This window comes from Paenibacillus sp. 7541 (assembly GCF_002276395.1).
In the GTDB taxonomy this organism is placed as follows: Bacteria; Bacillota; Bacilli; order Paenibacillales; family Paenibacillaceae; genus Paenibacillus_AQ; species Paenibacillus_AQ campinasensis.
Genome location: NZ_NQLZ01000017.1, coordinates 66667 through 90229, shown reverse-complemented (window position 1 = coordinate 90229; position 23563 = coordinate 66667). Strand labels below are relative to the sequence as shown.

Genomic DNA, 23563 nt, shown 5'->3' with positions numbered 1-23563 from the left:
GGCATCTCATCAGCTCGCTCGCGCGGATCGATCACGGAGGCGTTTTTCAGACGGAAAGTTGAAGCGAAGGAGGAGCTGTCATGGTCAGGGAGCTGAAGGCAGGCGCAGATTCATGTAATGCATCAAGAGTGGCTGTCAGGATGGAGCATGTGGAGTGCCGGCGCGGCGAAGATCGGGTGCTGTCTGATCTGTCGCTTACGATACCGGAAGGGCAATGGGTGTGTATCGCCGGCCGGAACGGATCGGGGAAATCGACGCTTGTCCGGCTCATGAACGGCCTGCTCCCGCATAGCGAGGGGCGGATTGTGATCGACGGCCTGAAGCTGACGCCCCATACTTGCCCGGAGATTCGCAGACGGGTGGGTATGGTGTTCGCGAATCCCGATGATCAGTTCGTCGGGTTAACGGTGGAGGATGATATTGCTTTTGGCCTGGAGAATCTGTGTCTGCGGCGGGAGGAAATGCAGGAGCGGCTTGAGCGTTATGCGGAGCGCCTTGGGATCAAGCACTTGCTGCGCAGGCATCCGGCCACCCTGTCAGGCGGGCAGAAGCAGCGAGCGGCACTGGCCGCCGTGCTTGCGATGGAGCCTCGAATTGTCATTGTGGACGAGGGCACTTCCATGCTCGATGAGCGGTCGAAGCAGGAATTGCTCGGAATTATGCAGGAGATGAGAGCATCCGGCGCTTATACGCTGATCTCCGTTACCCATGACGTGGAGGAGATGGCGCAGGCAGACCGCATGCTGGTGATTCATGACGGTGGGATTGTTGCTGACGGAAGCCCTCGCGATTTGCTAGGGCAGGATGAACTGCTGCAAATGTGCAGGCTGAAGCCGCCTTATCCGCTTCTTCTGAGCCGGGAACTGAGGCAAAGGGGCATTGAGATCGGTGACTGCTTGTCGGAAAGCGAGGTGGCAGAGGCGTTATGGGCATATCATTTGAACGGGTATCGTATCGCTACCGGGACCGGGGGATGACACCCGTCATCGGCCTGGACGAACTGGATGTTGTGTTGAAGGCAGGGGGCATGACAGCGGTGCTCGGCGCTCCAGGCTCCGGAAAGTCTACCCTTCTTCAGCATATGAACGGATTGATTCGGCCTGATAAGGGACGGATTCAAATTATGGATTACGTGATCGAGGCCGCGGGAAGCGGCGAGCGCCCGGGAAGGCGGAAATGGAGATGGGGACGAAGCGGGGCTGGCGGCAGAAAGAAAGAGCAAGAGCAAGGACTGCTGCAAGGACAGCCGTATGGACAGGAGAGATCCAAGAAGAGCGAGCGGGATGTGAAGCACGACAATCACCATAATATTCAGAAGCTTCGGCAGCGTGTAGGGCTCGTCTTCCAATACCCCGAGCAGCAGCTGTTTGAGGAGACGGTGGAGAGGGAGCTGATGTTCGCTCCGCTCAATTTCGGGATGTCGGAGGCGGAAGCGAGGGAAGCTGCCCTGCAGGCAGCAGCCTCTGTCGGTCTGGATGAGAAGCTGCTGACATGCAGCCCGTTCCGTCTAAGCTCCGGACAGATGCGCAAAGTTGCGCTGGCTGCTGTCCTGGCGGCAGATCCCGATGTGATTGCTCTAGATGAGCCGACGGCATCGCTCGATCCGGTGAGCCGTCAGGAGCTGATGGAGCTGCTGCGGAGCCTGTGCACGGAGCAGGGCAAGACGGTTCTGATCGTCACGCACCGGCTGGAAGAAGCGGCTGCTTATGCAGACGAGTTTGTCGTGTTGAAGGATGGGGGCGTGATCTTCCAGGGCGATGTCCGGCAGCTTCTGGACTCCCCGGATACGCTTGAAGCTGGAGGGATCGTGCCGCCACGGGCAAAACGTACGGCGGATGTCATAGCAGCGACATTCGGTGCTTCCGGGATGCAGATCCATGCTGGACAAAGACAGCCCGCAGCGGCATACCCGTCGGAAATCGGGCTGGACGCCTCGGACATGGCGGATTGGTGTGTGAAGCTGCTGGAGCAGCGCGGCGTGACCACGTAATTGCTCGGACAGATTGGAGAAAGGGGAGAACAGACATGCAGCAGCGCATGATTTTCGGAAGATATATCGAGGGCAATTCTTGGGTGCACGGTCTTGACCCCCGGGCGAAGACCGTGGCTATGCTGCTGTTCATGACCGCGGTGTTTATGGTGAATAACTACGCAGGGGTGGTGGCGCTGCTGCTGTTTACTCTGGCGGTCATGAAGGGATCGGGAATACCGCTCCGTTACTTCATCAGGGCGGTGAAGCCGCTGATGTTTCTGCTGGTGTTTATCTTTCTATTCCATCTGTTCTACGGGGCTGGGGGGACTCAGCTGCTGGATGTGGGGGCATTCAAGCTGTATGCCGGCGGACTGGAGAAAGGCGTCGTGTCCGCTTCGCGCATGCTGCTGTTCGTGATGTTCGCTGCACTGCTGACGTTCACCACGGTGCCGGACCGGCTGGCGGAAGGGCTGGGCTTCCTGCTGCGTCCGCTGAAGGCGATCCGGGTGCCGACAGATCGGCTGGTGCTGATGCTGTCGATCTCACTGCGCTTTATCCCAACGATATTTGAGGAAGCGGAGCGGCTGTGGAAGTCCCAGGTGTCCCGGGGACTGAGCTTCCAGGGGAGGCCGTTATCGGAGAAGGCCCGGCTGGCAATTGCCCTGCTTGTGCCCGTGACCGCGGGGGCCTTCCGGCGCGCCCTTGGGCTAGCCGATTCGATGGAAGCGAGAGGATACCGCCTGGGGGCGGAGCGTACGCTGCTGCGGGCCTTGTCCTGGAGCCGGACCGACACCTTGTTCATCGGCTCCTTCCTGCTTCCGATCGCGGCGCTGGGTCTGCTCTAGCTGGCAGCGCCGGGAGTTCTTCAAGCGGTTGTGGATGCCTGCCGCGTAGCTTAGCTTTATTCTCAAGGGAGACTGTCTTATACTAAGGACAACGATGATGGTGAGGAATTGGCCCTTGTGAGGTGAGCAGATTGCGCTATGCGTTTCTTTTCTTGTTTGGCTTCATTCTTATGTCAGGCTGTACTGTTGCAGAGGAGAGCACTGAGCCGGAGAGTACCGAGGATAAGGTGATTCAGGTTGCAGAACATCAGCAAATCCAGGTGCTGCCGTTTCAGGATGGGGCGGGCAGTGCCACACTTGTATTTGATGCCGGTATGGCGGATATTATCGTAACCGCCGACGGGCTTAATCCTGATGAGCGATATACGATTGCCGTCGAGGGAGCAGTCGTGTTCGGCCCCGAGGAGAACGTGCAGGTCAGGGTAGGCGCGATAAAGGACGAAACGCTTTTTGTGCCCAATGCGGAAGGCGAGCTGTATGTGTCCATGGCTAACCCGACCCGGGTCTTGCTCCAGCGGTCGGATATGAGCGTTGTGATCGCCACGGAGCAAGGGCAAGAGGTAATGGTGACTGATCGCTTTCAAGTGAATAAGAGGGAAGAATAACGTACAATGAACGTGATATAAAGAGGCTGTCCCTTTCCGGGACAGCCTCTGTTTATACCAGCAGCATAGCAGGGTCATGATGCCTTGCTCAACCGAGTTTGGCCGTTTGAACCGTATGTTGCCTGTGATCTGTGATGGCCATGGACACAGCTGGCAGTTCCGCCAGCAGTTCCTGGGCCGGTGATCAGATCACAGTGTAGTTCCGACTTTAACCGAGTGGAGTTGGTGTGTTGGTTGGCACGGCCCCTTTGTAGGTGTCTTCAATGGCACGCCGAATGTCCGGCAAGCTGTTGCCCTGATCTCTGGCGTCCAGATACTGATGCGTTATGTCCAGGCAGACCTGGCAAAATTCTGCATGAAGCGTTGGCGTAAGTCTTCCATCATCGCTCCGGCTGAAATAGCAGTCTCTGTTGCTGTGATGTCCTGCGTCTCCGCAGCCGCAATAGCAGGGGAGGAACTCGAGATCGTCGCTGTGCAGAATAGCAGCGTTGTACAATTCCGTACGCGTCATCCGTTCCAATACATCCGATGAGGCAGCAACGAACTCGTTGCGCTCGCCGATCAGGGAGGTCAGCCCGCGGCTGGCGATGAGATCGCTTCGGTAGCTATTGGTGACGATCCGAACGCCATCAACGTCCTCGAAATGATGCAGCGTCAGCGCAATGGCCTGCTCTGCCCGTGTGCCCTCATCTGATCCGGCAAAAGCATTGAACTCTTCGGATAGCTCCACAATCGTCTCGGAGCCATCGCTTCGAATTTCGACAAAGGACACCTGCTCGGGGATAGCGCTGTGCAGGCTGGCAGGGAGCTTGTCGGATAATTCCGCGAGCATGCGCAGTGCGCTGACCTTTGGATACCGAACATTGGTTTTGCTATGGAAATACTGGGTTACCGGTGTAAACGCATGGGTCTCCGAGTCCAGTGCATACAAGGTCAGCTGAACAGGCGCTTGTGGAGCAGCTGCATCGCCTTCTCCTGTTGAGACCCTGCCGCTGGATGGCTGTCCGGCCTGTGCCTCCAGGCTTCCCCCTGCGGAGCGGATCTCCTCCAGTTTGCTGGCCACGTCTTCGGGTGTGAATTTTTTATTGATTCTCCCCAGTTCACGATCGTCCCCCGTTAGAAAAATCAGGCTCGGATGCTCGGTAACGCCATAGCGATTCACCGCTTCTGTGTCATCAATAATACTGAAATATTCGTAACGGTAGTCCGGATACTCCCCCTCAATTTGCTTCATCACTTCCAGCGCATCGGTACAGCTTCCGCAGCCCTTCAGTGAGAATAGAGCCAGCGTCTCGACATTCCCGGAAGCATCGCCCTCGTTCGAGGACGAGAGCTGAGAGGAGCGGACAGCCCAGATGGAAGCACCAACAATCAGAAGGATCAGGATTGCAGCAGCTGTAATCCATAGCGGCTTCCGCGGTGCACGCATGTTCATATCATCAGCCTCCTAATCGGACGAACAGGGATGCGTTCAAGGTGAACGATCCCTGTTGTAGAATGATGTTAAGATTCAGATGTGTGGTTGTATCCTTGTTATTGAAGAAAGTATTCCGCCAATATCCTCAAGTCGCCCTGTGCCGGATGCCCCTGCAGCCGGTCCATAATGCGGCATGCCTGCTCACCGTACTGGCGGGCCAAGGCCCGGCATTTCGGGATGGCAGGACTGCCTGCGATACGCGACACGACTTCGCCGAACACATCGGAAGAAGCATGTGCATCGAGCTGGCGAATTGACGGGGCGAGGGAAGGATCCTCCAATGCGAAGATGACCGGCAGCGTCACATTGCCGCTCCGCAGGTCGGCTCCCGCTGGCTTGCCAATGGTTTCACGAGTGTGTGTGAAATCAAGCAGATCATCCTGGATCTGGAACGCCATGCCGAGCGATTCGCCAAAGTCGAAGAGCAGCTGAGCGGTATCCGGATCGGCTTGAGCAGCATCGGCACCAGCCTTCAGGCAGTGGGCCATGAACAAAGCGGTTTTGAAGCGTGTCTTGCTCAGGTACTGCTCCAGCGTCATATCGTAATTAAAGCGGTTATGCAGTTGATCGTATTCTCCCATGCACAGCTCGGTGACCATGGCAGCCAGCTCGGCAAGGCGATAAGCATCCTCCTCGCGAAGCTCCGGAAGCGGAGCCTCCGCGGGCTGCGTGTGCTCCGGCTTGCCGGCAGCCCATTCCATTGCTCTGGCGATCATGTAGTTGCCGACATGCACGGCGGTCCGGATATCCGTTGCGGCATGAAGCGTTGGTTCACCGCGGCGCATGTCCGACTGATCGATGATGTCATCGTGAACGAGAGAAGCCATATGGAGATACTCCAGCATGACGGCTGTGCGCAGGACCAGGGAGTCGTTCATTTCCTTGCCATAACGGCTCCCGACTATGACCATAAGAGGCCGCAATCTTTTTCCTCCGGCGTCGATCAGCTTCAGAACGCTGTCCCGGACAACTGAAGGGCGGGGAAGATCACTGTCGGTTTCTACGACAGAACGCAGCAGTCGATTGATAGCCGCCAGGTCTGTGCCCAGCTTGTCGTGAAGGTTCATATGGCTTCGCTCCTTATGCGCTCCTTTTCAGGTAAGCGTCGATTTCATGCTTCAGCTCTCGGAACAGCCTATCGGGTGATGGATCCTTTAACAGTGCGAGCTGCACCCGCTTATGAAAGGGGAGGAGCCTGGACAGCAGCTTCCACTCCTTGCGCTTAACCGCAAGCCGATAGAGAAGACCTGTCAGATAATCCCCGTCCAGAATGCTTCGGGTCAGATTGGAATTGTCCTGGACCGCGAGCTTCTTGTGTCTCGTGATAGCCGCATGAATAAGCATGCAGCAGGCGAGCACGGTCATTTTCCGGGAGTAGGCCAGCTCATAAGCATTCAGCAGATTGGCAATGTCTTGCACCGGAGCGCCGTCCATGTCGGTCAGCTCAATTTCGGTTCCGGCATCAATATGCTGTTGGAGCATGGCGATTGTATCCTGCAGCAGGTTCATATCCATCTTGGTTTCCCCCTTCCTGATGAAACGGATGCACACGCATTAATCGGTGTACAAGTACCAGCGTTTGACCCACGGAATGCGTCTCCACAGCTTCTTCAGGCGCGGATAAACGTAGTAGTCAAGGCCGAAGGTGCTTCCGGAGCCGCCGATGAGCGCGACGCCGCCAGCCAGATACCACAGCATTTCGTTAGGTGCCATGCCGGACACCCATACCATGACGCCCATGGCCACACTGGCTATGGCGGCTGGCGCCGTGAACAGTCCGACGATCAGCAGTACGCCGACGACCAGTTCAGCGAGCACCATGGAAGTCTGGAACACATAGGCAAGGGACGTGTAGCCGCCGTCGCCTGTATAGAACATCAAATCCATGGACCAGTCAACAATCGATTTCAGAAAATCAGGGACCGGCAGCGCGGTTACAGCGTCCTGGGTGTAGGAGGAAGCGGCTGTGACAGCGTCGCCTCCGGCAGCCGAAGCTGCGCTGACTCCATCCATGGACTTGGCGGGAATAAGGAAAATATGGCCGGGGTCCTTCATGATTTTATGAATTTTGTCCCAGCCCTGCGCGAACCACATCCACCCTGCAAAAATGCGGAGCGGAACGAGCCAGAAATTTGGCGATCGCTTGGCGAAATGGCCGCCCAGGAAGCTGCGATTGTTCTTGACGTGGAAAAACTCGTGCAGCAGATAGTGATATACCTTGTTGAATCCGCATACCTGGAACAGGTACACCATATTGATCAGATGCTTGACCGCCATGGCGGGGAACCCACTTAGCCGCATCATTTTGCCGGGCAGACCGACATTGGCAACCCCGTAACGGCTGCCGATACAGACCATCGTGCCGTGGAACGTCGGTTTGTAAGATTTTTGCGGTTTGTTGAGCAGTTCGGCCGTAATATTGTAGGCGATGACGGGTGCTGCAAGCTCCGCATTCTCGACCATCTGAGGAACCGGTGCAGCTGCCCCTTCCGGAATGTAGAAGATGTTGTCCCCTACCACATATACGTTGGGATGCGCCGGGATTTGCAGCTTGTCATTGGTCAAAATCCGTTTTCTGCCCTTCTGCTCCACGTCCATGCTGCCTACGACGTCCGAGCCTTCAACACCTGCCGTCCAGATCACTGTGCGCGAGCGGATATCGCTGTCGCCAACGGTGACGCCATCCGGCTTCACTTCCGTGATCCGGGAGCCGGTGATGATGTTGACATTCATCTTGCGCAGCCGTTTCTCAGCCTTGCGGATGAGCGGCTCTGGCAGAATCGGCAATATTTTGTCCACCATGTCGGCCACGTGCAGTTTGACTTCGTCCGGCTCAATGTGGAATTCCCGGCACAGCTCCTCTGTGAACTCGGCAAGCTCACCAATCATTTCCACGCCGGTGAAGCCTCCGCCCACGACAACAAAGGTAAGCATTTCCCGACGGACCTGCTCATTGCGCTCGAGCGCGGCCTGACGGAACATGTTCAGAACATGCTCTTTCAGCCGGACGGCGTCATCATAGGACCAGAGGGTGAAGGCATACTGATCCGCGCCCGGTATTCCGAAGAAGGTCGGCTTGCTGCCTGTGCCGATGACGAGATAGTCATAGTTATAATTGCGTTTGTCCCCTACAAGCGTCTGGCTTTCAAAGTCGATGCTGCCGATCTCGTCCAGCACCACATCCACATTGCGGAAGCCGGCGAATATTTTTTTCAAGTCGACCTTGATCGAGTCTTCCTCGACCCGGTTGGCCGCCACCTCATGCAGCTCGGTCAGCAGGGTGTGGTAGGGACGGCGATCAATCAGCGTGATCCGTATATCCTTTTGTTTGCGCAGCTGTTTAGCCAGCTTCTTGGCCGTGAGCACGCCGCCGTATCCGCCGCCCAGCACGATGATCTGTTTCATGCGAATCTCCCCTCAAGGATGATATAGTCCTGTTTCGTTATTTGGCTCCTTCAAGCGCTTTGGCTGCCAGTTCCACGAATCCGTCAACATGGATGGATACGCCGGAGATGGCGTCGGTTTTGCCGTCTTCCTCGTTGTACACGATCGCCTGTGGATCTTGTTTCTCAATGAGGTACTGTTCGGCTTGATACGCCTGTTCATGCCATTCAGCCTGGGCGCCTGCCGCTTTCATGCCATACTCGCCGTCTTTCGAACGGGTCACCTTGTCAGTGCCGCCGTCCTTATGGAGGCCATTCCAGCTCACTGCGGTAATTTTGCCGTTGATGACGGTCACGGTGACGGTTTCCTTCCAGCCGGATTTAGCGTCGAAATCGTCGGCCTCGGCATAGTAAGTGCCGTCTTTGTATGGACCAGCTTCCACAGGCCCTGCGGCAAGCGCCTTATCAACAAGCTCGGTGAAGCCGTCGATGTGGATCGATACGCCGGATACGGCATCGGTACGTCCCTCATCGTTCAGTACCAGGCTGTTCACGGACTGATTAGCTACGAGGTATTCCTCCATCTTGATGGCTTGCTCGTGCCATTCAGCTTGTGCGCCGGATTTCTCCTTCATGCCGTAGATGCCTTTTTCGGAGGAGGTCTTTTTGTCCAATCCGCCGTCTTTGTGCAGGCCGTTCCAGTTGGCGCTCACAATGTTGCCGCCTTCCACTTTCAGAGCAACGATCTCTTTCCAGCCGGACTTCTCATCGAACTCCCCTTCAGCATAGTAGAGTCCATCCTGAAGGCTGCCGGTACTGTCGCTCGGTGCTGGATCCTCGCTTGCCGGCTCCTGGTTGGTGTCATTTGCCGCCGGGTTCTCTGCAGCGGTGTCCGGGGCCGCCGGCTCCTCGCTGCTTCCGCCGCCGCAGCCTGCGAGGATCGCAAGCATGAACAGCACGGAAAGGGTTAGAGATAATGTTTTTTTCATTTCTGTGTTACCTCCTAAGTGACATTTGTCCAGTTATTGTGAATAAGTTCACAAAACAATGATTCTGACCTCATTTTATGACGAAAATAAGGGAATATCCGTGAAAAAAATCACATCTAGCTAAATGATTCCTCGGATTTCCTCCAGCGACTGAATGCCTTCCTCGTTCATCAGGTCGATTAACTGTTCGGCCAAGGTATCGCCGGCCCGTAAATTCATCATATTGTAAGTTCCGATCTGCACGGCCGTTGCCCCGGCCATTACGAATTCCACAATATCGGATGCGCTGCTGATGCCGCCGACTCCAACCACGGGAATCGATACGGCCCGCGCCACCTGATGGACCATACGCAGCGCGATCGGTTTGATCGCTGGCCCTGATAACCCGGCGTACGCCCGGTCGAATACGCTGCGCCGCTGGCGAATATCGATCGCCATCGCCTGGATTGTATTGATCAGGGAGACGCCGTCCGCGCCTTCGTATTCGCACATGCGGGCCATCTCTGTTAAATCCCGCGCGCCCGGCGCCAGCTTGATGATCAAGGGGAGGGAGGTCGCTTGCCTTACTACCTTCACAAGCTTGCGCGCTTGCTCTGTGTCGAGGCCAAAGGCCAGGCCGCCCTCCTTGACGTTCGGGCATGAAATGTTCAACTCAAGCATATCTACTGCTTTCTGGCCGGAAGCTTGCAGCCACTGGCAGTAGTCGTCCAGAAGCCGGGCCCCTTCGACATATTCCGGGATAGAGCTGCCCCCCAGGTTTACGATAACGGCAGTGCCGTAAGTGGTCATCTCGGGCAATTCCCGCTCTAGAAAAGCGCGAATGCCCGGGTTCTCCAGCCCGATGCTGTTCATAATGCCGGATGGCGTCTCGTACAGGCGGGTGCCGCTGTTCCCGGTGCGGGGACGGACGGTCAATCCTTTCGAGACGATGGCGCCCAGTTTACGAAGCGGATACAGGTCGGCATAGGGTCTGCCAAATCCGAACGTGCCTGACGCGGCCCAGATCGGGTTGGCGAAGCGGACTCCGGCCAGCTCACAGGCTAAGGAGATCAATCCAATTCACCTCCTTTGCGGGAAATGCCGGCCCGTCGGTACACACCTTGCGCACCGTGCCGTTTATGGTCACCGCGCAGCTGTTACAGGCGCCGATGCCGCAGCCCATGCGCTTCTCCACCGAAACGTATAGCTTGGCTGAGCTGCCTTCGGCTTTGTAGGCAAGCGCCTCCATCATGGGCACCGGGCCGCAGGCAAGGATCGTATCATAGCAGGCGGGGTCGATATGATCTGCGATCATCCCGCCGCTGACGACGGTGACATTCGAGTGAATGTCCTGGAAGCGGGATACGCCGAAGGGCGCGTCCTTGAAGCCGAGAAAAACCTGCGCCTCCGGCAGCTGCCTGGCAGCCAGCAGCATGGGGGCGGTGCCCATTCCCCCGCCTACGATTGCCGTCCGGCCTTCAGGCTCCGGGAAGCCCCGGCCCATTGGCCCTTCAAGCTGCAGCGAATCGCCGGGCTGAAGCTTCGCCAGCAGATGCGTACCGATCCCCCCAGCCCGGTACAGAAAGGATATCGACTCCGGGCTGATGTCGTGCACGCTGATAGGACGCGATAGCACGGGATAGCTATCCCAGCAGCGAAGCATATAGAATTGCCCCATTCGGGCGCGGTAGGTTCCTTCGACGGTTAGCAGATAAATGCCGGGGGCCAGGGGCATGTTGCTTAGTACTTTTGCCACAGGCGGTCCTCCTTTCAATAAGGCAGTTCGTGGTTGTCGTTCGCGGTTCTTTGATACCGTATCATAGGCGATTGTTTCGACCTGTGAACTTTCTCATATTTAACGGGAGAGGTAGAAAGTAAAGCAGAGGAGGGGCAGATCGAGGGTAGATGACCCAAGAATGCCTCAGGGGATGTATCGCTTATGAGTGTGTTCGGAATAAGGTGGTTGGGTGCTTGTGATATGGTATATATTGGTGTATCCTATACATAGATTTCCGATGTATAGGATTACGAGGTATTGGAGTGAAGATGGGATGTCAATCAACAAGGAACTGTTAAAGGGGAGTACGGTCATCCTTCTGTTGAAAGTGCTCAGCAAGAAGGAGATGTACGGATACGAGCTAATCAGGGAAATCGAGCTAAGCTCGGACGGTGTGTTCCTAATGAAGGAAGGGACGTTATATCCGATCTTACATACACTTGAGGCGGAAGAGATGCTGGAATCGTACTGGCGTCAGCATGACGGCCGGAAGCGGAAATACTATCGCATTACGGATCGGGGAAGAAGCATGCTTGAGGAGAAGACCAAGGAGTGGGTTCGTTTTCGAACGGCCGTCGATTCCGTTATTGGGGAAGGGAGCTAGCGGAAAGATGAGACGTAGAATCGAAGATTATGCGGTCGTCCGCGGCTTTCTGGAGCGGGTGTGCAGACAGGTGGGAGCTAACTCCATGCATGACGACATCCGGGAAGAACTGCTTGGGCATATTGAAGAGCGTGCAGAGGCGCTGATTTCGGCGGGGAGTACAGAAGAAGAGGCAATCGGGGAAGCTGTAAGGCAGATGGGGGAACCGGAGGGAATTGGCCGTCATTTTCATGCGGCTCACAGGCCGGTGACAGACTGGAAACTGATCATTCTGGTTATGCTGTTTGCGCTGCTGGGAGTATTTGCGAGTATCAACGCAAGTTACAGTGAGCATATGTACAGCGGAATATACGCATATAAGGCTGTATACCTTGGGCTAGGCTTTATGGTCTTTGTTATGCTCTGTTTTGCAGACTACCAGCGGCTGAGAAAATACTCCAGCACGCTGTTTCTAGTGACGTTAAGTATAATGGCATGGATTGGAATCACCGGAGGGACTACAGTGAACGGTAGCGGTTTGTACGTGAACTTTGGACCGGTTTCTATAAATTATCATATGGTAGCTCTTCCAGTGCTGTTGATTGCGCTAGCCAGGATGTCCCTTGAACATAATCAAGGAATCATTAAGAGTGTACTGCACGGTATGTATCGAGGGGCTCTGCCAGCTGTACTTTTTTGCCTTGGGGGCTCCTATGCATTTGCGGTCTTGTATGTGCTTGGTTTTCTTCTCTTAACCTGGATAATGACAAGATCTGGGCGCATATTGGCGATTGCGTCCATGCCAGTTGTCGCTGCTGGCGCTATAGCATTCTGGATCAACGGAGATTATATCTTGAAAAGGCTGAGCGGATTCCTGTATCCGGACAGCTTGGACGGGTATTTCACGAAAGTGTCGGCTGAAGCTGTTCGAACGGCCGGGTGGTTCGGGCATGGTTTTGCTGAGCCTAATGCGGCTCTTCCGGATATTCTTAATGATTCCGCGTTCGTGTACCTCATTTACTGCTTCGGGTGGAGCTTCGGAATGATGCTTATGATGCTGGTCGGATTGTTTCTTGCAAGGATGTGGAGGATCGCGGTGTCGCTGAAGGAATCGTATGCTCATCATCTTGCTGCCGTCGTAATCTATGTGCTGGGCATTCGTCTGATCTGGCCGATCCTGATGGGGCTGGGGCTCGTTCCCGCTCTTGGACTGGACCTGCCATTCCTGTCTTTCAGCGGTGCGAATCAGGTACTGGATTTAGCGCTGCTAGGGCTGCTTGTATCGATGTATCGACGTAAAAATATGCTTCCCGCCAGGGTCGTTTAATCATAGCATGGCACACCGCCTCTGCCGGTACCATAGATCCGTACCGATCAGAGGCGCCCGCAAAATCGTAGAATCAAATTCACAAGGAGCGATTCATCTGTCTTACTATGCACGCTAGCGGCAGATTCAGAGCCTATGTGCTTTTCCGTCTAGCAATCCATCTGCTAATCGTAAGGATTATACATATCACGAGGAAGAGCAACACAAACGAGGTGAAAAAAACACCTAGTCCCATTCCAACTCCCCGATCGAATGTTCTCACGATACGATCGGGGTTAATAACCAGTTTAATGATCAAATTAAACATAAAGATTACACCCGCCATAATCGCGGATTCTTTTAATATCCTTGCCATTCGTATCTCATCCTTCTTGTTCGTTTCCTTAATTATAATACTCCATTCACAACGTAGCGGTTTCACTGCAGGGGAATTATGACAACCTACCGCAACTTTTCAGCGTACATTCACGTATGTAACATTAAAATTAGGCGCGGTAACAGTTCCAAGAAATCTGTGTAGAATGGAGGCGAACGCATGGTGAAGTTCAATAAGAGCTGGTTCATTGTCGGTATAGCTGCACTATGTTTAACCCTATTGGGAAGCGTGCAAGCCAAGCGAGAAGAACAGCCGCCAGGAACAGAGAAGGCGTCCAGCAATAGCAATGGACTCCGTGCTTCGGACATTCGATACTATGAAACGCCATCCGGAAGTCCTGAAGAAGCTAGGACAAGGGGGTTCATAGAACACCAGGAAGCGATTGAGCTTGTTGCTCGGCAGTATTTGCTTGATACGGGAGAAAAGCTTGCCACCGATTTTGACAATGCCGATTATCAACGATATGTCATGTCGCTGGGAACAGCCTTCGACCTATTCCTTGAGGAGGATATGGATAAAATCGTAGCATTCGTGAAGTTCATGGATCTGTATGAGAATTATGCTAAGAACGATGAACTTGCCAAGTACGAAAGCAAGCTTCTAGAGGGGGCTCGGCTTTCCCCTAAAGAAACAGAGGCCGTTCATAGCCTAATGCCAATCGATGGAAACGCACCTTCTACAGCTGATCATTCGAAGCGGTAGCGTGGTGCCAGCCCGAACTATGCCAATGAATCGCCGAGCAAGGCGACAGGAAATGCGGCTATACAAAGTGAGGATGAATCTCTTGCTGGATTTTTAGGATGACCTCTTTATAAAATGCGATTTGATGCGGTACGAATTTATCTCTACTCACATGTTCTTTGAAAACAACCCTTTTTCCATCCTTATCTATTTCGAAGCCACTGATTTCAATTTCTTTTTTAGCACCAAACCATAGGTCAGTAAAATCTTTGAATTTTGCCCTAGCGATCCCGGCTACTTCCTCTTCCTGAAGTGTAAAATCATCAAAGGTATTATTGCTCTTATATAGAAATACGTTGGCATATTCATTATCAATAAAGTTGTCCTTCACAACACAATAATGGATAACACCTAATGCTATTAAATCTTCCAAAGCTACATCAATATCCTCCACAGATAGAATGATCCGTGCGTTCGTTCCTTTTTCTCTCACAATCAGATTATCAATGAAGCTGTTGGTTTCACTTAATACCAAGTCGGCTGTATCATCTATTTCAATTCCTCGTTCTTCGAGTGCAGATTTGATTTCATCATAACGCGCATTACTAATGTCAAGTTTGATTTTCAAATTGCAACTTCCTTTCGTTGATTGTGATGCATAGCTATGTTTCAAGTAGTATAACTATCGGATTTTCTTATCTCAATATAAGAGTCACACTTTACAGATATAGCCACATAGATTACACATAATGGTTATATGGACATGAGCATTACAAGATATAAAGACCTGCCCGATATTCAGGCAGGTCTTTATATCTTCATTGGATGCTGGATGTCATGAGGCCCATTGCTATCTGGTTGTTATCTCGTTGTTATCCCCTTGCTCTCGATTGCGAACGCAATCTCATCAAGGAGTTCTTCCATGGTCAGTGCCGCCGCGGCCCCGGACATTCGTGATCGACTACGGTCCACTGGGCGGGCGGGTTATCGAGTTATGAACCTTTGGCTCCCGTCATAATATCCTCGGCATAATGGCATGCCGCCTGGTGGCCGCTGCCCGGATCAATTTCGCGGAGCACGGGCACCTCGCTCTGGCAGCGGACGGTGGCATACATGCAGCGCGTGTGGAAACGGCAGCCGGACGGCGGATCAATCGGGGAGGGGACATCCCCCTTCAGGATGATCCGCTCTTTTTTATGTTCAGGGTCCGGTCTCGGAATGGCGGACAGCAGCGCCTGCGTATACGGATGCAGGGGCTGCCGGAACAGGGAGTGCTTATCCGCAATCTCCACGATGGTGCCGAGGTACATGACAACGATGCGATCGGAGATGTGGCGGACAACCCCGAGGTCATGGGAAATGAACAGATACGTCAGCTTGAACTCCTTCTGCAGCGACTTCATCAGGTTCAGCACCTGGGCTTGAATGGATACGTCGAGTGCAGACACGGCCTCATCGCTGATAATCAGCCTCGGATTGACGGACAGGGCGCGGGCGATGCCGATCCGCTGTCGCTGGCCGCCGCTGAATTCATGGGGATAGCGGTCAGCCTGGTACGCGGACAAGCCGACGGTCTCCAGCAGCTCAATCGCTCTGGCCCGCCGCTCCTTCCTCGGCACGATGTTCTGGATTTCCATCGCCTCCTCGAGCGTTTGTGCCGCCGTCTTCCGTGGATTGAGAGAAGCGTAGGGGTCCTGGAAAATCATCTGCAGCTCTTTGCGCCTCCGGTTCATCTGTCCTTTGCTGAGTGACAGCAGATTGACGCCATCGAACAGCACCTCGCCGGAAGTCGGCTCATCCAGGCGCAGAATGGCTCGCCCGGTCGTTGATTTGCCGCAGCCGGATTCCCCGACAATGCTGACCGTCTCACCTTCATATATGGAGAATGTAATATCATCAACCGCCTTCACCACGTTGACCGTTCTTCCAAGGATCCCGCCCTTGATCGGAAAATATTGCTTTAAATGCCTCACGACGAGCAGCTCGTTCTTCATGATTCCCCATGCACCTCCGTCCCGGATTCCCACTGGTCTGTGTACATCCAGCATCGGACCTGCTGCTGCCCTGAATCGAGCATCTTCAGATCCGGCAGCTTCTCGTAGCATTGCTGCGCGGCATGAGGACAGCGGGGGGCGAAGCTGCAGCCTGCCCGCTCCTCAAAAGGGCTGGGCACCGAGCCGGTGATCGGCTCGAGCTCCTCTTGGTCGATGTCATGCCGGGGAAGGGAGTTAAGCAGCCCGATGGTATAGGGATGCTTCGGCTGCCGGAACAGCGTCCGGACATCGGCGTACTCCACGATCTTGCCGCAGTACATGACCGCAACATCATCGCAGGTTTCGGCCACGATCCCCAGGTCATGTGTAATCATGATGATGGACATATGCAGCTTCTGCTGCAGCTCCTTCATCAGCTCCAGAATTTGGGCCTGGATGGTCACATCCAGTGCCGTTGTCGGCTCATCGGCAATCAGCAGATCGGGATTGCAGGCCAGCGCCATGGCAATCATGACCCGCTGCCGCATTCCCCCGGACAGCTGGAACGGGTATTGCCGTGCGCGTTTCTCCGGAGAAGGAATGCCGACAAGCCGCAGCATGTCCACGGTTCTTCGGAGCGCTTCTTTTGAGCCAAGACCCTCGTGAATCCGATAGGCTTCAGCAATCTGCTCCCCAATCGTGAAGACGGGGTTGAGCGACGTCATCGGTTCCTGGAAAATCATTGAGATTTGATTGCCGCGCAAGCCTCGCATATACCGCTCGGGTTTATCCAGCAGGTTCTCGCCATTATAGATAATTTCACCGCTGACAATTTGGCCGGGCTTGAAAATAAGCCGCAAAATCGACAGGGACAGGATGCTCTTGCCCGAGCCCGATTCCCCGACGATGCCGAGCGTCTTGCCTTTGCGAACCTTAAGGCTGACGTCGTCCACAGCTTTTACTTCTCCTTGTTTGGTGAAAAAAGAGGTTTGCAGATTATTAATTTCCAGTACGTTGGAGGACTCCTTCATCGTATACTTCGCTCCTTTCATCTGACGGATGGCCTGATTTGGAGTTGCACACGCTGCATGATCCTGCCAATTCGGCAGGTAAAGTTCCGGTTAGCTGACGAGAAACGTTCGATGCACGTCCGCGCTTGGGACAGTCAATCAAAATCAATCCGTTTATTGAAGTACCGGTAGGATATGTCCACGAGCAGGTTGACAAGCACGAACATGAGGGACATCACAAGCACGGTGGCCTGGACAACCGGAAAGTCCCGCGCTCGGATGGCGTCGATGACATACCGCCCGAGCCCGTTGACGGCAAATACCGTTTCAGTCAGCACGGCCCCTCCAAGCAGGCCGCCAAACTCCAGTCCGATCACGGTAATCACAGGGATCATGGCGTTTTTCAGCGCGTGTCTGTAGATGATGATTCGCTCGCGGACGCCCTTCGCTCTGGCTGTGCGAATATAGTCCTGGCTGATCACCTCCAGCATGCTGGAGCGGGTCATCCGGGCGATAATCGCTGCGCCTCCGGTGCCAAGCGTAACGACAGGCAGCACGGTCTGCGACCAGTCTCCCCAGCCCGATGGGCGGAACCACCCGAGATCGACGGCAAAATACTGAATGAGCATCAGCCCAAGCCAGAAGTTTGGCATCGACAAGCCGAACAGCGCAACAATCATGACTCCGATATCCGCCGGGGTGCTTTTTTTGACCGCAGAGATGATGCCGGCGGTAATGCCGAGGAAAACCGCAAGGATCGTACTGTACACTGCCAGCTCTACGGTAATCCAGAAGCGGCTTTTGAAGATTTCGTCTGCAATTGGCCTATTGCTGCGTATAGAATCGCCGAGATCGCCGCGCAGCAGATCGCTGACATAGTTCCAGTACTGAACGGGGAGCGGGTCATTAAGCCCGAGCTTCTCCCGAATTTGCTCTACCTGCTCTCGCGGAGCCCCCTCTCCGATGATGGCCTGGGCGGCGTCCCCCGGAATGAGATGCATCAGGAGGAAGACGATGATGGTAACGCCAATGATAACCGGGATCGTCTGCAGCAACCGTCGTATCGTATAGATGAGCATGGACCGCAGCTCCTTTCGTTATTTTTTCAGCTTCGGGTCGAGGGCATCGCGCAATCCGTCCCCCAGCAGATTGAAGGCGATGACCACGATAACGATCGACAGTCCTGGGAACAGCGCCACATGCGGGTGCTCGGTAATGTAGCTCCGGCCGTCGTTGAGCATGGCTCCCCATTCCGGCGTTGGCGGCTGTGCGCCAAGCCCGAGGAAGGAGAGGCCGCTGGCCGTCAGGATCGCGACGGCAATCCGCAGCGTAGCCTGTACGATAATAGGGGAGGTGATGTTGGGCAGGATGTGCCGGAATATAATCCGGCTGTCACTGGCGCCGAGCGTGCGCATGGCATCAATATATTCCAGTTTGCGAACAGCCAGCGTGGAGCCCCGAACGATTCGGGCAAACGTGGGGACCGAGAAAATACTGACGGCGATAATGACGTTGAACAAGCTTTTGCCTAACGCGCTGACGATGGCCAGTGCCAGCAGAATCCCCGGGAATGCCAGCATCACGTCAGTGATTCGCATGATGATCGTGTCCCATTTTCCGCCATAATAGCCGGATATAATGCCAAGAACGATGCCGAAGGCGGCTCCGATCATGACGGAGATGAACCCGACGGACAAGGTTAGCCGCATCCCGTGGATCACCCTGGTGAAAATATCTCTTCCATTGTGGTCCGTCCCGAACCAGTGCGCAGCCGAAGGCTTGAGAAATTTCGTAGAATAGTCCACCTTCGAGGGATCGTAATGCGTGAGCAGCGGGCCGAACACCGCAACAAGGATCAACAGCAGCAGAAAGCCGCCGCCGATCAGCACCGACCTGTTGGTTCTCATGCGCTGCCACAGGGAGCGCCAGGGCCCTGTGCGGGATTCAGGTGTTCCATCCTTTAAGGTTCCGGTTTCAGCAGGCATGTTGATCACGAGAATCATCCTTTCTTTTGCTTGAATAATGTTAGATTTCTTGCCGTAAGTCTCGCCCATGGTGTTAGAGAAGAGAGGATAGCGTAAATGAGGATGCGGGAATCTGATCTCTATTAGGTATAAATATCAAATAGTAAAATATATGTTTACTGTGGGTAAAATATTTTCCAATTTTCGAAGGAAGAGGGGAGTAACTTAACATGATGATTACAAACAGATGGAAGAGTCTTTCATACATCCTCGTGATGCTTGCATTGTTGTTGTCGGCTTGCGCGGGCTCGGGAGGGAATTCGGAGCCGCCAAGCACAAGTCCTCCGCCTGCTGATACAGGTACGGTTGAGCCTGGAGAAGGTGCCCAGGAAGGGCCGCAGGAGCTTGTGATCGCATGGCTGTCGGACCCGCCGTCCATGGATCCTCATATGTCGACCGACCAGCAGACAAGTGTGATGACAACGCATATCTATGACACGCTGGTGGTGCACGACAAAGACTTGAACATACAGCCTGGCCTGGCGGAGAGCTGGAACCAGATTGATGACTTGACCTGGGAGTTCAAGCTGAAGCAGGGCATTACCTTTACGGACGGCTCGGCATTTAATGCCGAGGTCGTCAAGGCGAATCTGGATCGGTTGCTGGATCCGAAGGCCGCTTCGCCGCGGGCTTCACTCGTCGATATGATCAGTGAGATCAAGGTGGTTGACAATGATACTATACAGCTGACAACGGAATATCCTTATTCGCCGCTGCTTGCCCATCTGGCACACTCCGGTGTCGGGATGGTCAGCGCGGAGGCCATCAAGAAGGACTATGAGCTGGTAGAAGCGGGTGAGAAGGCAGGCGCATATCTCGCTCAGAATCCGGTCGGCACCGGCATATTCAAACTGGAAAGCTGGGATCCGGGTCAGGAAGTGAGACTGGTGGCCAATCCTGATTATTGGGGAGCTAAAGCGAAGGTCGAACGCGTGATCTTTAAGGTGGTCACGGAGGAAGGCACGCGGATTGCCGAGCTGGAGACCGGCTATGCACACATCATTGATCCGGTGTCGCCAAGCAGCATCAGCCGCATTGAAAGCATCGACGGCCTTGAGCTGAACCGCCAGCCTTCGCTTAGCCTGTCCTACATCGGATTCAACATGGATAAGAAGCCGTTTGATGATAAGCGGGTGCGGCAGGCGCTGTCCATGGCGATCAACAAAGATGAGATTATCGAGGGTGTTTTTGAGGGGACGGGAATTCCGGCAGTCGGTCCTTTAGCTCCCGATGTGTTCGGTTATGACCCTTCGGTTCAGCCGATCAGCTACAATATCGAGCAGGCCAAACAGCTGTTGGCCGAAGCGGGGTATGAGCAGGGATTCTCCACCACATTGTGGACCAATGACAATCCAGACCGCGTGAAAGTGGCCGAATACGTACAGTCGAAATTGAAGGAGATTAACGTCGATGTGAAAATCGAGGTGGTGGAATGGACCGCATACTTGTCCCAAACGGCCGAAGGGCAGCATGATATGTTTGTGCTCGGATGGTCGACCGTTACGGCTGATGCTGATTACGGGTTGTACCAGGTGTTCCACTCCGTGAATGTTGGCGAACCGGGCAACCGGACCTTTACCCAGGACAGCGAGCTGGATCAGCTGCTTGAGGAGGGCCGGCGAGAGAGCGACCCGGAGAAACGGAAGGCTCTATATAAAGAGGCACAGGAGAAGCTGGTTGATATTGCTCCGATGCTGTACATCCATCACCAGGAGTACTTGAATGGTGTCAGCAGCAAGGTCGAGGGCTTCTGGAGACATCCGAACGGCATCATGATGCTGCATGACGTTTCCATTCAGCCTTGACGTGAAAGGAGATTCACCTGCTGAATGATTCATCATGTGAAGGGAAGGCTGGCAGGCTATAGCTTGTGATAACGCGTTGTGACAACGGCAGATGGCGGCGTACAGGAGCGAATCCTGCGCCGTCTTTTTTTATTGTGGCCCCAAAAAAATCATCCTCCAATCCCAATAACCACCATGAATTTCCTCTATTTCACTTCAACTGGGTGACAGATACAGTTTGTAAATTTTATTAAAAATGTTATATTGAATTTACTAACACGAGTGAGGGAGGATCGCGTGTATGGCGAATTTAAAGGAAATTGCCAGACTTGCTGACGTTTCGGTGTCTACCGTATCGAATGTGCTTAACGGGCGGAAGAACGTAGGCCGGGAAACGAGAGAGCGTGTGCTGCAAATCTGCTCAGAGCAAGGGTATTTCGCGAGCAAATCATCAAAATCCGATAAAAGCAACACCATTATATTTGTGTTCAGTGACTTTGACCGCGATTATTATTTGAAAATTATTAAGGGAATCAGCCACTGTCTGAATGAGAATGGGTATGATCTGATCATTTGCACGAACAAATCAAGTGCGAATTTTATGCGGAGCAAATTTGCAAGCGGTACCATAAGCCTGGATCGGCATATGACAGACGAGGATTTGATCTCGGTCGCAACGCCGCAGTTTCCGATTGTGCTCATGGACCGCATCATTGACAATGATTTCGCTAATACTAAAAGTGTCATCGTTGACAATTACCCGGTGATGTGTGAGATGGTGCAGGCATTGGTAGACAAAGGCTTCAAACGCTTCGGGTTTATCGGAGGCCTGGAGTATACGCTTGACCATAAGGAGCGGTACTCGGGATTCATCGATACGCTGAAGAAGAACGGGATTGAATTTGACAGCCGGAACTATTTCCATGGCGATTACAGCGAGAACAGCGGGTACCAGGCAGCCAAAATTTTGGTGCTTGGCAACACCCTTCCAGATGTGCTTGTATGTGCTAATGACAATATGGCGCTGGGCGCGATCAAGGCGTTTGAAGAGCATGGAATTCGGGTACCAGAGGATATATCGATCACCGGCTTCGACAATTCGGATGCGGCGGCTATGGCCGGCCTGACTACAATATCCATTCCACGATATGAAAGCGGGTATTTAGCAGCCAAGGAGCTGCTCGAGATGATCAAGGGGACGGCGAGGAAAGAGCCGTTCAAGCTTAATGCCACCATTCAGTGGAGAAAAAGTGTGAAATAACAGTGCTTCAAATTTTTTGTAAAAAAAGGTGGTGTTTTTAGTAAAAAAATCGTATAATTTTACTTACGGTTAATTAATTTTTTATGAAAACGGGTACATTTTTATTGACATTGAGATAAAATGACCATATGATTGTTATGTAAACGTTTTACTAAACTGTTTTACTAAAAAAAACGACCATAGGGGGAGGCATACAAGTTGAAGAAAGTAAAGAAGATGCTGAGCTTATTGACAGCTACAGCTTTAGTGGCAACGTTGGCGGCCTGCGGTTCACCTCAGAATGATACGGGAGCTGCGAATGGCGGGGGTAACACGGACGGTGAGAAGCTTAAGAAGATTACGATCTTCCAATCTAAAGTAGAAATTACGGAGCCTCTGGAGCAATTGGCAAAGACATATCAGCAAGAGACAGGCAATGAAGTGGAGGTTTGGGGAGCTGCGGGTGACGCTTACATGCAGCAGCTGGTCGCAAGACTGGGCAGTAACCAAGGTCCTACCATTTTCAGCGTAGCTCAGGGCCCTGAGGCGGAGAGACTGAAATCGTATCTGACCGATTTGAGCGATGAAGAGTTCGTACAGAACATCGCGCCGGATATGGAACTTAAAGACGAGGATAAAATTGTCGGCATTCCTTACGGTGTAGAAGGCTTCGGTCTTGTATACAATAATGAGCTGGTGAATCCTTCGGATATTACGGACCTGGATTCCTTCACGAAGTTCCTGGAGCAGATGAAAGCTGAAGGCAAGAACGGACTGAGCTTGTCCCAAGAAGCCTACTTCCTGATTGGGCACATCCTGAATACGCCGTTTGCGCTTCAACAGGAGCCGCTTGAGTTTATCGATCAGCTGAACAAAGGCGAAGTGAAGATGGCAGACACGCCGGAATTCCAGGAATGGGCAAAATTCATGGAAGCGATCCGCGCACATGCTACCAACCCGATGGAAATCAAATATGACACTCAAATGGGTGACTTTGCTACAGGAAGAACAGCGATGGTTCACCAAGGTAACTGGAGCTTCACCATGCTTGAAGACTTTGAAGACTTCGGTTCCAATGTTGGCATGATGCCGTTCCCGCTGGCCGGAAACGACAAGATTGCGGTTGGCGTAGCAAGTTACTGGGTTGTTAACAACCAGGCTGATGCTGAAGAAGCCAAAGCTGCAAAGGCTTTCCTAAACTGGCTGTTCACAAGTGAAACCGGTAAAAAAGCGATTGTAGACGATTTCAAATTCATCCCGGCGTTGACCAACATTGAAGCAGGCAACCTGGATCCGCTGTCCGAAGCGGTGCATGAAGCAACCTCCAGCGGACAAACGATTCCTTGGGCGCTGAACTACTTCCCGGCTGGTATCATCACCAATGACCTGGCTCCGGCAACACAGGAGTTCTTCATGGATAGCAGCATTTCCGGTGAGCAATATCTGCAAAAGCTGGATGAAGTGTGGGCGAGAGCAGCAAGCTAAGTAACGTAACACCCTTTATAAAAAGACAAAAGCCTAACCTCGCTTGTTAGGTG

The 23563-nt window shown here is 53.5% G+C and carries 22 protein-coding genes; 10 read left to right on the top strand and 12 right to left on the bottom strand.

The genetic code is table 11. The annotated features are described in order from the left end of the window. The first annotated feature begins 80 nt into the window (after positions 1-80). The 4 genes from CHH75_RS12160 to CHH75_RS12145 all read left to right on the top strand — a co-directional run bounded on the left by CHH75_RS12160 (position 81) and on the right by CHH75_RS12145 (position 3422). Positions 81-977 carry an ATP-binding cassette domain-containing protein gene (locus CHH75_RS12160; protein ID WP_095398274.1) on the top strand — a complete coding sequence of 299 codons (897 nt, stop codon included), beginning with the start codon at positions 81-83 and terminating at the stop codon, positions 975-977. Then, positions 926-1990 carry an ATP-binding cassette domain-containing protein gene (locus CHH75_RS12155; RefSeq protein ID WP_095398273.1) on the top strand — a complete coding sequence of 355 codons (1065 nt, stop codon included), beginning with the start codon at positions 926-928 and terminating at the stop codon, positions 1988-1990. Before CHH75_RS12160 ends, CHH75_RS12155 begins: the two co-directional genes overlap by 52 nt. A 35-nt stretch (positions 1991-2025) precedes the next feature. Then, positions 2026-2817 carry an energy-coupling factor transporter transmembrane component T family protein gene (locus CHH75_RS12150; protein WP_095398272.1) on the top strand — a complete coding sequence of 264 codons (792 nt, stop codon included), beginning with the start codon at positions 2026-2028 and terminating at the stop codon, positions 2815-2817. Between the two features lie 122 nt (positions 2818-2939). Further along, on the top strand, positions 2940-3422 hold the full coding sequence (locus CHH75_RS12145; protein ID WP_141235835.1) for a hypothetical protein: 483 nt from the start codon (positions 2940-2942) through the stop codon (positions 3420-3422). A 208-nt stretch (positions 3423-3630) separates the two neighbouring features. Here CHH75_RS12145 and CHH75_RS12140 read toward each other — a convergent pair whose 3' ends face one another. From CHH75_RS12140 to CHH75_RS12110, 7 genes are all read right to left on the bottom strand, one after another. Continuing rightward, the gene (locus CHH75_RS12140; RefSeq protein ID WP_095398270.1) at positions 3631-4857 is read right to left on the bottom strand and encodes a PCYCGC motif-containing (lipo)protein; all 1227 of its coding nucleotides are present in this window, start codon (positions 4855-4857) and stop codon (positions 3631-3633) included. A gap of 98 nt (positions 4858-4955) precedes the next feature. Beyond that, complete coding sequence (locus CHH75_RS12135; protein WP_095398269.1) at positions 4956-5966, bottom strand: polyprenyl synthetase family protein; 1011 nt, start codon at positions 5964-5966, stop codon at positions 4956-4958. A gap of 13 nt (positions 5967-5979) precedes the next feature. Next, positions 5980-6414, bottom strand: a complete 435-nt coding sequence (locus CHH75_RS12130) for a hypothetical protein (RefSeq protein ID WP_095398268.1) — start codon at positions 6412-6414, stop codon at positions 5980-5982. 39 nt (positions 6415-6453) lie between these two features. Next, the gene (locus tag CHH75_RS12125; protein WP_095264316.1) at positions 6454-8304 is read right to left on the bottom strand and encodes an FAD-dependent oxidoreductase; all 1851 of its coding nucleotides are present in this window, start codon (positions 8302-8304) and stop codon (positions 6454-6456) included. A gap of 37 nt (positions 8305-8341) precedes the next feature. Then, the gene (locus CHH75_RS12120) at positions 8342-9271 is read right to left on the bottom strand and encodes an FMN-binding protein (RefSeq protein WP_095398267.1); all 930 of its coding nucleotides are present in this window, start codon (positions 9269-9271) and stop codon (positions 8342-8344) included. 120 nt (positions 9272-9391) lie between these two features. Next, on the bottom strand, positions 9392-10324 hold the full coding sequence (locus CHH75_RS12115) for a dihydroorotate dehydrogenase (RefSeq protein WP_095398266.1): 933 nt from the start codon (positions 10322-10324) through the stop codon (positions 9392-9394). Further along, on the bottom strand, positions 10305-11006 hold the full coding sequence (locus CHH75_RS12110; RefSeq protein WP_095398265.1) for a dihydroorotate dehydrogenase electron transfer subunit: 702 nt from the start codon (positions 11004-11006) through the stop codon (positions 10305-10307). Before CHH75_RS12110 ends, CHH75_RS12115 begins: the two co-directional genes overlap by 20 nt. Before the next feature lie 295 nt (positions 11007-11301). Between CHH75_RS12110 and CHH75_RS12105 the strand changes: the two genes are divergently transcribed. The 3 genes from CHH75_RS12105 to CHH75_RS12090 all read left to right on the top strand — a co-directional run bounded on the left by CHH75_RS12105 (position 11302) and on the right by CHH75_RS12090 (position 14015). Continuing rightward, positions 11302-11631: a PadR family transcriptional regulator gene (locus CHH75_RS12105; protein ID WP_095264320.1), complete on the top strand. Its 330-nt coding sequence runs from the start codon at positions 11302-11304 to the stop codon at positions 11629-11631. Positions 11632-11638: 7 nt separating this feature from the next. After that, positions 11639-12937: an FtsW/RodA/SpoVE family cell cycle protein gene (locus CHH75_RS12100; protein WP_095398264.1), complete on the top strand. Its 1299-nt coding sequence runs from the start codon at positions 11639-11641 to the stop codon at positions 12935-12937. 535 nt (positions 12938-13472) lie between these two features. Then, on the top strand, positions 13473-14015 hold the full coding sequence (locus tag CHH75_RS12090; RefSeq protein WP_095398262.1) for a hypothetical protein: 543 nt from the start codon (positions 13473-13475) through the stop codon (positions 14013-14015). 58 nt (positions 14016-14073) lie between these two features. Here the strand turns inward: CHH75_RS12090 and CHH75_RS25285 are convergent, their stop codons facing one another. The 5 genes from CHH75_RS25285 to nikC form a co-directional block, all read right to left on the bottom strand. Beyond that, a complete protein-coding gene (locus CHH75_RS25285; RefSeq protein WP_244908113.1) occupies positions 14074-14622 on the bottom strand; it encodes an NUDIX hydrolase in 549 nt (182 codons plus the stop codon). 364 nt (positions 14623-14986) lie between these two features. Next, positions 14987-15988 carry an ABC transporter ATP-binding protein gene (locus CHH75_RS12080; RefSeq protein WP_095398261.1) on the bottom strand — a complete coding sequence of 334 codons (1002 nt, stop codon included), beginning with the start codon at positions 15986-15988 and terminating at the stop codon, positions 14987-14989. Beyond that, entirely contained in the window at positions 15985-16998 is a 1014-nt protein-coding gene (locus CHH75_RS12075) for an ABC transporter ATP-binding protein (protein ID WP_095398260.1), read from the bottom strand. The genes CHH75_RS12080 and CHH75_RS12075 overlap by 4 nt, the downstream gene beginning before the upstream one ends. Before the next feature lie 134 nt (positions 16999-17132). Next, the gene (locus CHH75_RS12070) at positions 17133-18056 is read right to left on the bottom strand and encodes an ABC transporter permease (protein WP_095398259.1); all 924 of its coding nucleotides are present in this window, start codon (positions 18054-18056) and stop codon (positions 17133-17135) included. Between the two features lie 18 nt (positions 18057-18074). Next, the gene (gene nikC, locus CHH75_RS12065) at positions 18075-18962 is read right to left on the bottom strand and encodes a nickel transporter permease (protein WP_095264409.1); all 888 of its coding nucleotides are present in this window, start codon (positions 18960-18962) and stop codon (positions 18075-18077) included. Positions 18963-19216: 254 nt separating this feature from the next. Between nikC and CHH75_RS12060 the strand changes: the two genes are divergently transcribed. The 3 genes from CHH75_RS12060 to CHH75_RS12050 all read left to right on the top strand — a co-directional run bounded on the left by CHH75_RS12060 (position 19217) and on the right by CHH75_RS12050 (position 23510). Further along, a complete protein-coding gene (locus tag CHH75_RS12060; RefSeq protein WP_255223023.1) occupies positions 19217-20806 on the top strand; it encodes a glutathione ABC transporter substrate-binding protein in 1590 nt (529 codons plus the stop codon). Between the two features lie 280 nt (positions 20807-21086). Beyond that, the gene (locus CHH75_RS12055; protein WP_095398257.1) at positions 21087-22046 is read left to right on the top strand and encodes a LacI family DNA-binding transcriptional regulator; all 960 of its coding nucleotides are present in this window, start codon (positions 21087-21089) and stop codon (positions 22044-22046) included. A gap of 198 nt (positions 22047-22244) precedes the next feature. Further along, positions 22245-23510: an ABC transporter substrate-binding protein gene (locus CHH75_RS12050; RefSeq protein ID WP_095264329.1), complete on the top strand. Its 1266-nt coding sequence runs from the start codon at positions 22245-22247 to the stop codon at positions 23508-23510. The last annotated feature ends 53 nt before the right edge of the window (positions 23511-23563 follow it).